At 35.9% G+C, this 13,717-nt stretch carries 14 protein-coding genes; 11 read left to right on the top strand and 3 right to left on the bottom strand.

Annotation, left to right across the window (positions count from 1 at the left end):
• Nucleotides 1-47 precede the first annotated feature (47 nt).
• The 9 genes from HT731_RS08070 to HT731_RS08030 all read left to right on the top strand — a co-directional run bounded on the left by HT731_RS08070 (nt 48) and on the right by HT731_RS08030 (nt 9,020).
• Nucleotides 48-1,331, top strand: a complete 1,284-nt coding sequence (locus tag HT731_RS08070) for a cellulose synthase (RefSeq protein ID WP_173278439.1) — start codon at nt 48-50, stop codon at nt 1,329-1,331.
• 53 nt (nt 1,332-1,384) lie between these two features.
• Complete coding sequence (locus HT731_RS08065) at nt 1,385-2,140, top strand: hypothetical protein (RefSeq protein WP_173278437.1); 756 nt, start codon at nt 1,385-1,387, stop codon at nt 2,138-2,140.
• Between the two features lie 106 nt (nt 2,141-2,246).
• Nucleotides 2,247-3,464, top strand: coding sequence for an SEC-C domain-containing protein (locus HT731_RS08060; RefSeq protein ID WP_173278435.1), 1,218 nt, complete (start codon nt 2,247-2,249; stop codon nt 3,462-3,464).
• Between the two features lie 194 nt (nt 3,465-3,658).
• A complete protein-coding gene (locus tag HT731_RS08055) occupies nt 3,659-4,276 on the top strand; it encodes an SAP domain-containing protein (protein ID WP_173278433.1) in 618 nt (205 codons plus the stop codon).
• Nucleotides 4,277-4,511: 235 nt separating this feature from the next.
• Entirely contained in the window at nt 4,512-5,393 is an 882-nt protein-coding gene (locus HT731_RS08050) for a diacylglycerol kinase family protein (protein WP_173278431.1), read from the top strand.
• A gap of 63 nt (nt 5,394-5,456) precedes the next feature.
• Nucleotides 5,457-5,948, top strand: a complete 492-nt coding sequence (locus HT731_RS08045; RefSeq protein ID WP_173278429.1) for a phosphoribosylanthranilate isomerase — start codon at nt 5,457-5,459, stop codon at nt 5,946-5,948.
• A gap of 175 nt (nt 5,949-6,123) precedes the next feature.
• A complete protein-coding gene (locus tag HT731_RS08040) occupies nt 6,124-7,866 on the top strand; it encodes a glycoside hydrolase family 13 protein (RefSeq protein ID WP_173278427.1) in 1,743 nt (580 codons plus the stop codon).
• Nucleotides 7,867-7,985: 119 nt separating this feature from the next.
• Nucleotides 7,986-8,297 carry a hypothetical protein gene (locus HT731_RS08035; RefSeq protein ID WP_000420558.1) on the top strand — a complete coding sequence of 104 codons (312 nt, stop codon included), beginning with the start codon at nt 7,986-7,988 and terminating at the stop codon, nt 8,295-8,297.
• Between the two features lie 3 nt (nt 8,298-8,300).
• A complete protein-coding gene (locus tag HT731_RS08030) occupies nt 8,301-9,020 on the top strand; it encodes an alpha/beta hydrolase (RefSeq protein WP_173278425.1) in 720 nt (239 codons plus the stop codon).
• A gap of 132 nt (nt 9,021-9,152) precedes the next feature.
• Here HT731_RS08030 and HT731_RS08025 read toward each other — a convergent pair whose 3' ends face one another.
• The 3 genes from HT731_RS08025 to HT731_RS09535 are packed head-to-tail and all read right to left on the bottom strand — an operon-like array spanning nt 9,153 to nt 11,002.
• Complete coding sequence (locus HT731_RS08025) at nt 9,153-9,968, bottom strand: TIGR03943 family protein (RefSeq protein ID WP_173278423.1); 816 nt, start codon at nt 9,966-9,968, stop codon at nt 9,153-9,155.
• Nucleotides 9,965-10,870 (bottom strand): permease, encoded by a 906-nt coding sequence (locus HT731_RS08020; RefSeq protein ID WP_173278421.1) that lies wholly within the window; start codon nt 10,868-10,870, stop codon nt 9,965-9,967. Before HT731_RS08020 ends, HT731_RS08025 begins: the two co-directional genes overlap by 4 nt.
• Nucleotides 10,871-11,002 carry an SPJ_0845 family protein gene (locus HT731_RS09535; RefSeq protein WP_275690313.1) on the bottom strand — a complete coding sequence of 44 codons (132 nt, stop codon included), beginning with the start codon at nt 11,000-11,002 and terminating at the stop codon, nt 10,871-10,873.
• 128 nt (nt 11,003-11,130) lie between these two features.
• Here HT731_RS09535 and HT731_RS08015 point away from each other — a divergent pair, with 128 nt between their 5' ends.
• Complete coding sequence (locus HT731_RS08015; RefSeq protein WP_173278419.1) at nt 11,131-13,260, top strand: Tex family protein; 2,130 nt, start codon at nt 11,131-11,133, stop codon at nt 13,258-13,260.
• A complete protein-coding gene (locus HT731_RS08010; protein ID WP_173278417.1) occupies nt 13,247-13,696 on the top strand; it encodes a SprT family protein in 450 nt (149 codons plus the stop codon). Before HT731_RS08015 ends, HT731_RS08010 begins: the two co-directional genes overlap by 14 nt.
• Nucleotides 13,697-13,717 lie beyond the last annotated feature (21 nt).

Raw genomic sequence — 13,717 nt, 5'->3', positions numbered from 1 at the left:
TAAATATAAAAACGGTGATGTAAAATATAAGGGTAAAGGTGTTTCAAATGAAGATGATAAAGACCTTTTCTAGAGAAGAACTCTATGAAGAAATCTGGGAGATAAGTGCAAAACAAGTTTCATTGAAATATGATTTAAGCTATTCAGACTTACTTAAGAAATGCAAAGAATTTGAAATCCCAATTCCAAATGGTAGTTATTGGTATCGTAAGAATACTGGACAAGATTTAAGTGAGCTTATTGTTCCATTACCACAAAATGACGTAAATGAAGTTAATATTGATAGAAAAAGTCTAAAGAACAATAGAATAAAACCTGCTAAACATAAAGAGGAGACTTCGGAAGATAAAAATGAAGATACTGTTAAACTTGATACAACTAGTATAAGAAGTTCATTATCATTTTTAGAGGACGATAAAATAGAGCTTATTATAGAAGCCGTTTCAAACTTAAACCAGTCTCCAAATAAGAGATTACATAAATCTGTAGCTAATCTGAGAGATAAAATCTCAGAGTGGAATAAGAGGGAAAAAGCTGCTTCCTATCCTTACTTTGATTCTAGACACAGATATAATGATTTAAAAGAACCTAAATTTGTAAAAAATATTTCACTAAATTCTCTTCCACGCTTATATCGCTTTTTAGATACACTAGTTACTGTAATTGAAAGAATCGGTGATAATGTAACTTCAAATTGGGATATTCAAATTGATAAGGATATTGTTCGTTTTGAAGTTATAGAATCAACAGACAAAGTAAGTCATGAATTAACAAAAGAAGAAGCTAAAGAACTAGCAGAGTACAATGATAGCGTTAAGTTTAATGGATATGCTTTTAAACCAAGAATAAAGAAGTATGACTATATACCAAATGGAAAATTTCGATTTAAGATAATAGATGGTAAATACATTAAAGATACAAAAGAATTCTCGATTGAGCAATCAATCCCAGAAATAATTGTTTTAATTTACCAAGAGTATTATAAAGTTAAGAACTTACGACTTGAACGTGAAGAGAGAGAAAGACTATACGAAGAAGAGCAAGAGCGAAAAAGAAAATTACAAAATAGAATCGAAGATGAGAAGAAGCGGACAATGTCTCTTCTTAATATGCTAGAAGATTTTCATACAGCAAATGATTTAAGATTGATGGCTGATAAATTGGAGATAGCAGGTAAACTTAGTAAAGAGGAAATTGATTGGATTAGATCCAAAGCTGACTGGATCGACCCAATAGTTTCTTCAACAGACGAATTACTAGGAATTAGAAATCATGAAAATTCTAGAGAACAAAAAGAACAATATCTCAGTGAGAAAAGGTACTATTGGTAACTTTATTTTTCAAATGTTTATTATGGAAAGCTGTAAATAATGGAGTTATAATTATGACAAATAGTTCAACAATTAATGAGTTTATAAAGAAAACAAAAGAAGCTTTAGCTATATCTGAGCAGGATCCAAGACTTGGAGTTAGAGGCTTTGAATTTGATAACTCAACATCTGAAAAAGATTGTGTTTTGGTTATTGGTTTAAATCTTGCAGGAAATGAAGAAGCTGCAAAAAATGAGAGAACTAAAAAGACATATCTGTATAGTTTGAAAAATAGCATTAAAAGTGATTATGTTTATAATAAATACTATAAACCTATTTATGAACTAATGAATGATATCTTTGATAATGATGCTAAATGGCATTGGTGTAATAAATCATGGGATATTTTAAGTAAAGAAATTGAACATTCTGAGGACAAAAATGTGATACATGAAGAGTATTTAAACCACCAAAATAGAAAAGTATCAATCTATATTGGAGATATGTTCTACTATCATGAAACAAGCTCTAAAAAACTTCCACTTAAAAAATCAATATCTTACCCTCAATACTGCAAAGAAATGTTGGAACTTCACATTGAGCCTCTTATAGAAGCTGGTAAAAGTATAAAATTTGTATACATAAATAATTCACAAGTTTCTCAATGGTTGTGTGATGGTGATATAAAGACATTTACAGTTTTCGGAGATAGGAAAATTCCTGTTTTCTTTGGTGGAATGCTTTCAGGTGGTATAATGGATTTATTTTCAAAGAAAAGATTAGTTCATGAGATAAAAAATTATTTAAAAAGGATTGAATCATATATATAATAATAAATAATAAAAGATAGATAGATAGTTTAAAAATAATTTTATTTCGATAAAGTTATCGACAATTAATTTCGTTACCTAAATCTAGGTAGAAAGGAATATTATAGTGTTCGAACAGATAGATTTTCAGAACTATGAATCGATTTTTTCAAAAAGTAATTATCCTATTATAGATGAAACGAATATAGCAATAGATATGTCAGGACCTTGTTTATGTTTATCAGGTAAATCTTTTAAAGATTGCTGTAATATTGATATACAGATTAGCTTGGAATTTAAAGAAAGCTATCCTACCCAATCAAATATTATTTTAAACGATTTTTATGATATAAATAAATTTTATCAAAATTTATCAAAAGCTCCTAAAACAAAAAGTGTAGATATTGAGAATGAGTCTAGATTTTATAACCACAAAATAAAATATTGTTCACTATTTGAGATTGATGGAAATAATTGTGATAATTTTATAAAAGAAGCACATACAATGAGTGAGGGTAAAGTTTTTAAAAATTTATCAAATAAGAAGCCGGTGATCACATTTAATGAACATGCGCCCCTATCATTAATATCTTTAAAGAACATTTCAATGTATTACATTAAACAGTCTGCAAAACGTAAAGCAAGTAAGTATCCTATTTTTTGTAATAATCATGATGATTGGCTTTTTAAAGAAATAGAGAAGAGTACTCAAAGCTTTGCTAATACTTATTTGGAGCACTTGGAATATGCAATAAAAGCATGTTCATACGATGTATACTATAAAGTTTTGAATTTGAGATTTTTATCAGAAATTATATCGAAAGAACCTCTCGTTTTTGATATAAATTACCTCTTACGATATTCAAGAGATATTGAATACCTTTTTAAGTTCAAACAGTTTTTAGATAGATTATTAAAATGTCATCTACATTTTACAAAGTTTAAAAAAATACTTGATAAAAATTTTAGATTTTATTGTATTGAAATTCCATCTCATAAAGTTGAATTTTCTTTATCGGAAATAATTCCAGACGAGGAGAATAGTGTTTTATATTTTGTTAATGTCATAAATTTTCCAACTCCAATGATTTTAGTTTCTTATTTTGATAAAGTTGGTGTTAAACAAAAAACTTGGGATGATTTTATTGATATGATTTTTGTTAATTCTACTAATATTTTTTTTACTGAAAAATGCTATAATTCATTAACTGATCATGAAAAATTACTTTTATACCTGAAAAGAAAGAATGTTTCACAGAGTGAAAATTGTTTTTATAAGTATTTATCTGATTTTCAAGATGAAATTCAAAATATGATTTTTAATAAAATTTGCAATGTAGATTAGAGTATATACTTTTGTTCTAAAGTATTATTTAAATATTGATTTTTACACTTTTGTTCTATAATATAGGAGTTTTCTATCACCACATGTTGAGTGTGTAAGTTTGTTAGAGAAACGTAGCTAATCCTCAAAACAATGAAACTAAAACCCCATTATTTTGAGATGACAACCTAAATTGGTTTTAAGGAGGTAAAATATTGATAGAAAACGGACCTGATTTTAATAAAATTACATCCTTTTATGAGTTCAATAAATACTATTGGTATCGGGATGAACTTTCAGACATATGCAAGTCGTTAGGACTTGAATATAGAGGTACTAAACAAGAACTCAATCATATTATTGAGCAGTACTTTAAGGGGAATTTGATTAAAAAATCATCAATAAAAAGGAAAAAGAAACAAGTAGAAGTCGTCACCTTGGACACACCCTTACTTGAATGTGGATTCTCCTTTAACTCACACTTTAGAGAATATTTCGCAACTTTAACAGAGGTTTCACCGTTTAAATTTACTGCTGATATGGCGACTGCTTGGAGAAAAGTAAAAAAGGAACACGATTTGAATTTTACAATCCAAGATATGCTAAAAGTTTATTATGGAAATTCAGATTATGCCAAGTATGATCATTCAGTTTGTCAATGGAATCAATTTTTAAAGGATTTCTGTGCAGACGAAAATAGTCGCAATTACTCAAACAAGTTAAAAGTAGCTTCTATTCTTTGGAAAGAAGTTAGAAATTCAAGTAATGAAAAAATTTATTCAAAGAATCTTTTGACCGAATATGCTGATAAAGTAAACGAGTATTGTAAGTAGAAATGCCATCTCACTGGCAGCTTACGGTATCTCTGATTTGATCAAGGAAAAAGCCTTTTCTTACTTAGATGACCCCTTAAAGGATGTAGTCATTAGATGGGAAAATAGAATAAAAGCGTATTAATCTCCAGTACGTCAGATTTCTCTTTTCTATATTTTCATTGTATAATAGGGGTACATTTAGTTTCATATAATGAGATATAAAGATTTCTAACAAATATTAAGGAGAAAATCAATGAAAAAGGCAATGCTAATTATCAACCCTACTTCTGGTGGCGAGAAGGCTTTGGATTACAAAGATAAGCTGGAAAATAAAGCAAAAGAATACTTTGAGCACGTGGAAACCAAAATTACCGAAAAAGCGCTGGATGCAACACATTTTGCTGAGGAAGCTTCTAGTGAGCAGTACGATGCAGTGGTTGTGTTTGGTGGAGATGGGACTGTCAACGAAGTCATTTCGGGTATTGCTGAGAGAGACTACGTTCCTAAGTTGGGTATTATCCCAGGCGGTACGGGTAACCTCATTACAAAACTATTGGAAATCAATCAAGCTATCGATGGCGCAATTGATGAACTGGATTTCAACTTAACCAATAAGATTGATATCGGTAAAGCGAATGACAATTATTTTGGTTATATCTTTAGTATCGGTTCTCTTCCTGAGGCGATTCACAATGTTGAAATCGAGGATAAGACAAAATTCGGTATTTTAGCCTATGCTGTAAATACCATGAAGTCTGTCATGACGGATCAGGTCTTTAACATTAAGGTTGAGACAGAAAATGGAAATTATGTTGGTGAAGCGAGCCATGTTTTGGTTCTTTTGACAAATTACTTCGCTGATAAGAAAATCTTTGAAGAAAATAAGGATGGCTATGCCAACATTTTGATTCTGAAAGATGCGTCTCTATTCTCCAAATTATCCGTCATTCCTGATTTACTAAAAGGAGATGTTGTGGGTAATGATAATATTGAGTATATCAGAGCGCGTAATATTAAGATCTTTTCAGATAGTGAATTAGAGTCAGATGTTGACGGCGATAAATCGGATAACCTACCTGTAGAAATTAAAGTCCTAGCTCAGCGAGTAGAAGTATTTTCAAAACCGAAAGAGTAGAAGGTAAAAATTAGTTTATTATTCACAACGAAATTAAATTCTATATCAACGATTGGAGGAGGAATGAATTCTCTATTTGATGAATTTCGAACAATTTGTTCTCATTTAAACCAAATCGGAATCACACCGACTCTCATGGGGTCCTTAGGTTTTGAATACCGTTCAAATGAAGAATGGAGGCCGTCTGACATTGACATTCATGTGCCTGGTGATCCTAGAGGTTGGGAAGCACCCGATCATCTCAGAATTTATGAGTGGGACAAGATAATGAAAGTGATGAAACACTTAAATTATGCCTTAATAGATATTCATGAGCATGAATTCCAAAAAGATGGTCTGAGTGTTGAGTATGGAAGTATCGATTCTTTACCTGATTTTGCAGGAGTTTCGGAATCGGATATAGAGCTGATTCATCTCGAAAACATCACTTTTCGCATTCCAAATCTAGAACAGTTTTTAAGTATTTACAAGGCTTCTTCCCAAGATTCTTATCGAAATGAGCACAATAACAATAAGGATTTTAAAAAAATTGAGTGGCTGGAAAGACATTTGTAAATCATCATTTGGAAAGTAGCAAGTTGTAAGACTGGCTGCTTTTTTATTTATAGAATCAAACCATTCGAAACTATGGACAAACCTTGCAAATAAAATACGAAAGTAGTATACTAGATTAACAATTGTGAAAACGTTTGCGTCGCAAATGCAATCAAGTAAATTAGGAGACAAATTGATGGAATTAAGTGCTATTTACCATAGACCTGAGTCGGAGTATGCCTATCTTTACAAGAATAAGAAACTCCATATTCGGATTCGAACTAAGAAAGGGGACATTGAAAGCATCAACTTGCATTATGGGGATCCTTTTATTTTTATGGAGGAGTTTTATCAAGATACAAAGAAAATGGTCAAGATCACTTCTGATGCCATCTTTGATTATTGGCAGGTTGAAGTGTCCGTTGACTTTGCACGTATCCAGTATCTCTTTGAAGTCACGGATACAGAAGGTCAAAGTATTTTGTATGGCGATAAGGGATGTGTAGAAAACACGCTAGAGAATCTTCATTACGAAGGAAATGGCTTTAAAATTCCGTATATACATGAGATTGATGCTTGTTATGTACCTGACTGGGTTTCAAATACGGTGTGGTATCAGATATTTCCTGAGAGATTTGCTAATGGAAATGCTCTATTAAACCCAGAAGGGACTTTAGGCTGGGATTCATCTATCACACCTCAGAGTGATGATTTCTTTGGTGGTGATTTACAGGGGATTATTGACAATCTGGATTACTTGCAAGACTTGGGTATTACTGGACTTTATCTTTGTCCTATCTTTGAATCCACGAGCAATCATAAGTACAATACGACAGATTACTTTGAAATTGACCGTCATTTTGGGAACAAGGAGACCTTTCGAGAGCTGGTCGAGCAAGCTCATCAGCGAGGTATGAAAATCATGCTGGATGCTGTATTTAATCATATTGGTTCGCAATCTCCTCAATGGCAAGATGTTGTCAAAAATGGTGAGCAATCTGCTTATAGGGATTGGTTCCATATTCAACAATTCCCAGTGACAACTGAAAAGCTAGCCAATAAGAGAGAGTTACCCTATCATGCTTTTGGTTTCGAGGACTATATGCCTAAGCTAAATACAGCCAATCAAGAGGTCAAGGACTCTCTTTTAAAGGTTGCGACTTATTGGATTGAAGAGTTTGATATTGATGCTTGGCGTTTGGATGTGGCTAATGAGATTGATCATCTGTTTTGGAAGGATTTTCGAAAAGCAGTTTTAGCTAAAAAACCTGATCTTTATATTTTAGGAGAAGTCTGGCATACGTCTCAGCCTTGGCTAAATGGAGATGAGTTCCATGCGGTCATGAATTATCCTTTATCTGATAGTATCAAAGAGTATTTCTTACGAGGAATTAAGAAGACAGACCAGTTCATCGATGAAATCAATGGCCAATCTATGTATTACAAGCAGCAGATTTCAGAAGTGATGTTTAATCTTCTAGATTCGCATGATACAGAACGAATCTTGTGGACGGCCAATGAAGACGTTCAACTTGTCAAATCAGCCCTAGCCTTTCTCTTTTTACAAAAAGGAACACCATGTATCTACTACGGAACCGAGCTTGCCTTGACCGGAGGACCAGATCCAGATTGTCGTCGTTGTATGCCTTGGGAACGAGTATCAAGTGACAATGATATGCTGAACTTTATGAAGAAGCTAATCAAGGTTCGCAAACATGCGTCAGCAACCATTCAGCATGGCAAGTATAGCCTAAAAAAAATCAAACAAGATGTAGTTGCCTTGGAGTGGAAATATGAAGGACAGTTCCTTAAAGCTATCTTTAACCAATCAACAGAAGATTGTATTGTAGAGAAAGAAGCAGTAGCACTAGCAAGCAATTGCCAAGAATTAGAGAATCAGCTTGTCATCTCTCCAAAAGGATTTGTGATTTTTCATTAAAGAGCAATTAAGAGTGACAGGAAAATTGTAGTATAGAGAGCATTTTACAAACAGACTATTTGTCGTCTTGCTACAATTGGTATATAATTTAACTTAAAGAAAATAGGAGGACTAATCGAATGGAATTAAAAGATTTTACAGAAAAAGAACAGGAAATGATTAAGAAGGGGCTGACGACGTCTAAGATTAGTGACAAGGAAACTGCTGAGAAGATTCTTGCGCTAGTACCACAAGACTTGATTAAGCGCATTCCGTTTTTCGTCAGAAAACATGCTACAACACGTACGATTAAACGCATTTCAATTGAACACCCTGAACTCTACGCTGTAGCTCAAACAAGTGGTGAGATTCCAGAAAAAGAACGCGAAGAATTGCGTCAGATTATCACAACTATCTTTGAACAAAAGATGAACAAGCATAGTATTAAGTAGAGAATGAAAATATATTTTATTGGCGGTTTGGGAAGCAATGTCTATCATAGCAAGGATTTTCTTCAAGAACTAGATTTGCAGATCTGTTTTCTGAATCCATATGAAAGATTTTTTCAAAGCGAATTAGATTTGAAATCATGGTTTAAAAATGAGATTGTAGAGGAAGAATCTATCTGTCTGATAGGTCATTCTCTTGGAGGAGATTTGGCTCGTTATCTCGCATCGGAATTTTATGAAGTGACAAAACTGATTCTTTTGGATGGTGGCTATCTAGATTTAGATAAGAGTTTACCTTTAGATACAGAGTTAGAGGAAACTAAAAACTATATCAAATCTCAAGTTATTTCGGACTTAAATCTTCTTATTTCTAAAGAAAAATCCGAAGCAAAGTATTGGTCAGAAAATATGGAGGAAGCTGTAAGACAGTCCTATCACTGGAATGCGAAGTATAATAGATATGAGTTGGCTATAAATTATGAAAATATAGAAGCGATCCTCCGCCTACGGAGGAAAATCCAAGCTTTTAAGAGAGAAGTGGGAGATACCTTGTTTATTAGTCCTCGCTATCCTAATGAAGCTACATGGAGAGAGGAAGCCCTAAAAGAATTGCCAGACTATTTTGATACTATTCTTCTAGAGAACTTTGGCCATGAGCTTTATACTGAAGCACCTAAAGAAATCGCTAGTATGATTAATGAGTGGTTCTCTTATTCTTCTTTATGAGGTAGTGATTGAATAGTGATAATTAATATAGAATCAAAGTCTACCTAGACTCAACAAAAAACGAACAGGCTCTTTTTCTGTCATTCAGAAGAGAACTTGTTCGTTTTGTTTTTTATGTTTTTATCTCGTTTTTTAAAATACGCGATAAACATAGGGATTTTCTGGTTTATCAACTTTGGTAAAACTATCGATTTCCAAGGTTGGGAGGTTTTGCTTGAGTTCTTTATGGTAGTGATTGACCAGTTTTCCTTTGGCCGTTATCCAGGTGTTGTTCTCATACTGACGGGTATTTCCCTTGGTCAGTAAGCCATATACACCAGAATCTGCGATACAATGGATAATGCCGAAGCGGAATAGAAATTGGCTATTGGCATGACTGGGGTCATTATAGACAAAGCCTGTGAATTGGACCGTCTTACCCTCAAACTCATCTGGGTAGTCGTAGATAGCCTCCATGACTTCCATATAATTTTCATTAGTGATTTGAATGCTATCTTGGGACAAGTATTTATCTGCTGCAGTTCGCATCTCTTTTTCATAGGCTGTTTTTGAGAAATAAGAACTGGTATCAGGTTTCAAATATTGGCTTGTCGTTCCTTCGCTGGTCTGAATGGCTTGATCCGTTCCTTCCGATAAGGGGAAATGATAGCCTTTGGCAGAAACGGTCTGAGAATCCAAGCTAACAGTTGGGAAAGTTAAGCCGACAACAATTGGAATGGCCAAAAGAGCAATACTCGTCACCTTCGCCAATCGGCTGTTCAGATGACCATGGGTTTTAACTTGCTTCATCCAGATATACAATTGAACGATTGCTAAGATAAAGGATAGCACCATGGAGATATAGGCTAGATAGGAATAGTGCATGTTGATGTACTGGTTTAATTTGCCTGACAGATGGAGATAAATGGTCAGTTCAAAATAGCCAGCTAAAACTAAAAATCGCATCATAGGATGACTCCAATCAAGAGAGAATAGACTAAGACGGCAAGAGTTACAATCGTAATGAAGTGACTGATAAATCGTGCTTTCAAGTAATTTTTCATCATGAGAATATTTTTAATATCCAGCATTGGGCCAATTACGAGAAAGGCCAGAACTGGTGCCAAGCCGAAACTTGAGAGAAGAGAAGCTCCGATAAAGGCATCTGCCTCACTACAGAGCGAAAGAAGAAAAGCCAAAAGCATCAAGAGCAGGATGGCAAAAAGAGGGGTCGCACTGATAGAGGTCAGAATCCGAGTCGGAACGTAAACTTGTATCACAGAAGCAAAGAGACAGCCAAATACTAAATAACGCCCCGTATCAAAAAACTCATTAATGGCTTGCACAAAGACCTGAAAAACTTTTTTTGCAGGGCTCAAGTGAGAAAAATCATGCTCATGGCAGGTCATACGATTTTCTTTTTGAATCGGTTCTTGCCAGAAAAATCCCAGAAAAATCCCAAGTATCACAGCTACAAGAATGGAACCAAGAGCTCGTAACAGAGCGACATGGAAGGAGTTGCCGAAGGCAGAATAGGTCGCAAAGAGAACAATGGGATTGATAACAGGTGCTGTCACAAGAAAAGGAACGGCCGTGTAACTGGGAACCTTCTTTTCCAGAAAACGATTGATGATGGGGACGATTCCACATTCACAAGAGGGAAAAAGTATCCCGATGAAGGTGCCAAAAAAGATTCTCCCCCAACGATTTCGAGGGAGAAAATGATAAACCTTGTCAGGTGTGATATAAACCTCAATCAGCCCTGAAACTATACTTCCTATCAGAACAAAGGGAAGTGCTTCAATGATTATAGAGAGAAAAATCGCCCCAGTCTGAAGCACACTAGATGGGAGTTCTTGAAAAGCAGTCATCTAGTTTTTCTTTCCTGCTTTAGCTTTTTTCTCTTTGTCATCAGGGAAAGTAACTTGTTTCAAATCAGGGAGTTTAGCAAACTCTTCAAACATCTTGTCTAAGTCGTCCGTTTTTGTAAATTTTACAGCCATAGGTGTACCTCGATTCTAAATTCTACCTCTATTATACTATTATTTTGAGGAAAAGGGCGTTTTTTAATTTGTTTTCGATAGTTGAAAAGGATTGGAGAAAGCCTTCTAGCTTGTGGTATAATAGATTTATGGATAAAAAATATGAAAAAATCTCCCAGGATTTGGGAGTGAGTTTAAAACAAATTGATACCGTTCTAAGTTTGACAGCTGAAGGGGCGACTATTCCCTTCATCGCGCGTTATCGCAAGGATATGACTGGTAGTCTGGATGAGGTGGCGATTAAGGCCATTATCGACTTGGATAAAAGTCTGACAAATCTCAACGACCGTAAGGAAGCTGTTTTAGCTAAGATTCAAGAACAAGGCAAGTTGACCAAGGAATTGGAGGAAGCTATCTTAGCTGCCGAAAAATTAGCAGACGTAGAAGAACTCTACCTTCCGTACAAGGAAAAACGTCGAACCAAGGCAACCATTGCCCGTGAAGCCGGACTCTTCCCACTTGCTCGCTTGATTTTGCAGAATGTAGCGGATTTAGAAAAAGAGGCTGAAAAGTTTGTCTGTGAAGGATTTGCGACAGGTAAAGAAGCCTTGTCTGGTGCAGTTGATATCTTGGTCGAAGCCTTATCGGAAGATGTAAATTTACGTGCTATGACTTATCAGGAAGTGCTGAGACACTCTAAACTCACTTCCCAAGTCAAGGATGAAAGTCTTGATGAAAAACAAGCTTTTCAGATTTATTATGATTTTTCAGAGACGGTTGGAACTATGCAGAGTTATCGTACCTTGGCTCTCAATCGTGGGGAGAAGCTAGGTGTCTTGAAGGTCGGTTTTGAACATGCGACGGACCGCATTCTTGCCTTCTTTGCAGCTCGTTTCAAGGTGAAAAATGCTTATATTGATGAAGTGGTTCAGCAATCTGTTAAGAAAAAAGTCTTGCCTGCTATCGAGCGTCGTATTCGGACAGAATTAACTGAGAAAGCGGAAGAAGGAGCTATCCAGCTCTTTTCTGACAACCTGCGCAATCTTCTCTTGGTTGCTCCTCTAAAAGGGCGCGTGGTTCTAGGATTTGACCCAGCCTTTCGTACAGGTGCCAAGCTAGCTGTCGTTGATGCAACAGGAAAAATGCTGACAACTCAGGTTATTTACCCTGTCAAACCAGCATCAGCTCGTCAAATAGAAGAAGCCAAGAAAGATTTGGTAGACTTGATTGGTCAATACGGCGTGGAAATTATTGCTATCGGAAACGGAACGGCCAGTCGTGAAAGTGAAGCTTTTGTAGCGGAAGTTCTGAAAGATTTCCCTGAAGTCAGCTATGTTATTGTCAATGAAAGTGGTGCTTCGGTCTACTCTGCCAGTGAACTTGCTCGTCAGGAGTTTCCAGACTTAACCGTCGAAAAACGCTCAGCTATTTCTATCGCCCGTCGTTTGCAAGATCCTCTTGCGGAATTGGTCAAAATCGATCCTAAGTCAATTGGTGTTGGCCAATACCAGCACGATGTCAGCCAGAAAAAATTGTCTGAAAGTTTGGACTTTGTCGTGGATACGGTGGTTAACCAAGTTGGTGTCAACATCAATACGGCCAGTCCAGCTCTTCTTTCCCACGTTGCTGGACTCAATAAAACCATTTCTGAAAATATCGTCAAATATCGTGAGGAAGAAGGAAAAATCACTTCACGCGCTCAAATTCTGAAAGTTCCTCGTTTGGGGGCTAAGGCCTTTGAGCAGGCAGCTGGTTTCCTTCGTATCCCTGAAAGTAGCAATATTCTTGATAATACAGGAGTTCACCCAGAAAATTACGCTGCCGTTAAGGAACTCTTCAAACGCTTAGACATCAAGGATCTGAATGAAGAAGCTCAAAGCAAACTCAAGTCGCTTTCAGTCAAGGAAATGGCGCAAGAGCTAGACCTTGGCCCAGAAACTCTTAAAGATATCATTGCAGACCTTCTCAAACCAGGTCGAGATTTCCGTGATTCCTTTGACGCACCTGTGCTTCGCCAAGATGTCCTAGATATCAAGGATTTAGTGGTTGGTCAGAAGCTAGAAGGTGTGGTTCGTAACGTCGTTGACTTCGGTGCCTTCGTTGATATCGGGATTCACGAGGACGGATTGATTCATATTTCCCATATGAGTCGGAAGTTTATCAAACACCCTAGTCAAGTGGTATCTGTCGGAGATTTGGTAACCGTTTGGGTTAAGAAAATTGATACTGAACGTGAAAAAGTCAATCTGTCGTTCCTCGCTCCAAATGAATCTGACTGAGTACGTCAAGCAAGTTTCGCTAGAAGACTTCGGGAGACCTTTTATCCATCAAGCCCAGTGGAATTCTCGTCTGCGTTCTACAGGTGGGCGATTTTTCCCAAAAGATGGGCATTTGGATTTTAATCCCAAGGTTTATCAGGAACTGGGTTTGGATGTTTTTAGGAAAATTGTCCGACATGAACTCTGTCATTATCACCTCTACTTTCAAGGGAAGGGTTATCAACACAAGGATCGGGATTTTAAGGAACTGTTGAAAGCAGTGGATGGATTACGCTTTGTTCCTTCCTTGTCCAATAGTAACGCCAAGCCTATCAATCTCTATCGTTGCCAATCCTGCCAGCAAACCTATCAGCGTAAGCGAAGAATTGATACCAAACGCTACCGCTGTGGATTTTGTCGAGGTAAATTGCTACTGATAAATCAGCCTGAGGACTGATGAAAGCCGAGCCTATCCGTG

This window comes from Streptococcus sp. k-163, assembly GCF_013277555.1.
Lineage (GTDB): Bacteria > Bacillota > Bacilli > Lactobacillales > Streptococcaceae > Streptococcus.
The sequence above is the reverse complement of the archived record's forward strand: the minus strand, read 5'-3'. Positions and strand labels throughout refer to the sequence as shown.

What these genes read in the sequence shown, in the direction of transcription:
- HT731_RS08070 (WP_173278439.1), top strand. Translation starts at nt 48, where the DNA reads ATGAAGATGATAAAGACCTTTTCTAGAGAAGAACTCTATGAAGAAATC.
- HT731_RS08065 (WP_173278437.1), top strand. Translation starts at nt 1,385, where the DNA reads ATGACAAATAGTTCAACAATTAATGAGTTTATAAAGAAAACAAAAGAA.
- HT731_RS08050 (WP_173278431.1), top strand. Translation starts at nt 4,512, where the DNA reads ATGAAAAAGGCAATGCTAATTATCAACCCTACTTCTGGTGGCGAGAAG.
- HT731_RS08045 (WP_173278429.1), top strand. Translation starts at nt 5,457, where the DNA reads ATGAATTCTCTATTTGATGAATTTCGAACAATTTGTTCTCATTTAAAC.
- HT731_RS08040 (WP_173278427.1), top strand. Translation starts at nt 6,124, where the DNA reads ATGGAATTAAGTGCTATTTACCATAGACCTGAGTCGGAGTATGCCTAT.
- HT731_RS08035 (WP_000420558.1), top strand. Translation starts at nt 7,986, where the DNA reads ATGGAATTAAAAGATTTTACAGAAAAAGAACAGGAAATGATTAAGAAG.
- HT731_RS08030 (WP_173278425.1), top strand. Translation starts at nt 8,301, where the DNA reads ATGAAAATATATTTTATTGGCGGTTTGGGAAGCAATGTCTATCATAGC.
- HT731_RS08025 (WP_173278423.1), bottom strand. Translation starts at nt 9,968, where the DNA reads ATGATGCGATTTTTAGTTTTAGCTGGCTATTTTGAACTGACCATTTAT.
- HT731_RS08020 (WP_173278421.1), bottom strand. Translation starts at nt 10,870, where the DNA reads ATGACTGCTTTTCAAGAACTCCCATCTAGTGTGCTTCAGACTGGGGCG.
- HT731_RS09535 (WP_275690313.1), bottom strand. Translation starts at nt 11,002, where the DNA reads ATGGCTGTAAAATTTACAAAAACGGACGACTTAGACAAGATGTTTGAA.
- HT731_RS08015 (WP_173278419.1), top strand. Translation starts at nt 11,131, where the DNA reads ATGGATAAAAAATATGAAAAAATCTCCCAGGATTTGGGAGTGAGTTTA.
- HT731_RS08010 (WP_173278417.1), top strand. Translation starts at nt 13,247, where the DNA reads ATGAATCTGACTGAGTACGTCAAGCAAGTTTCGCTAGAAGACTTCGGG.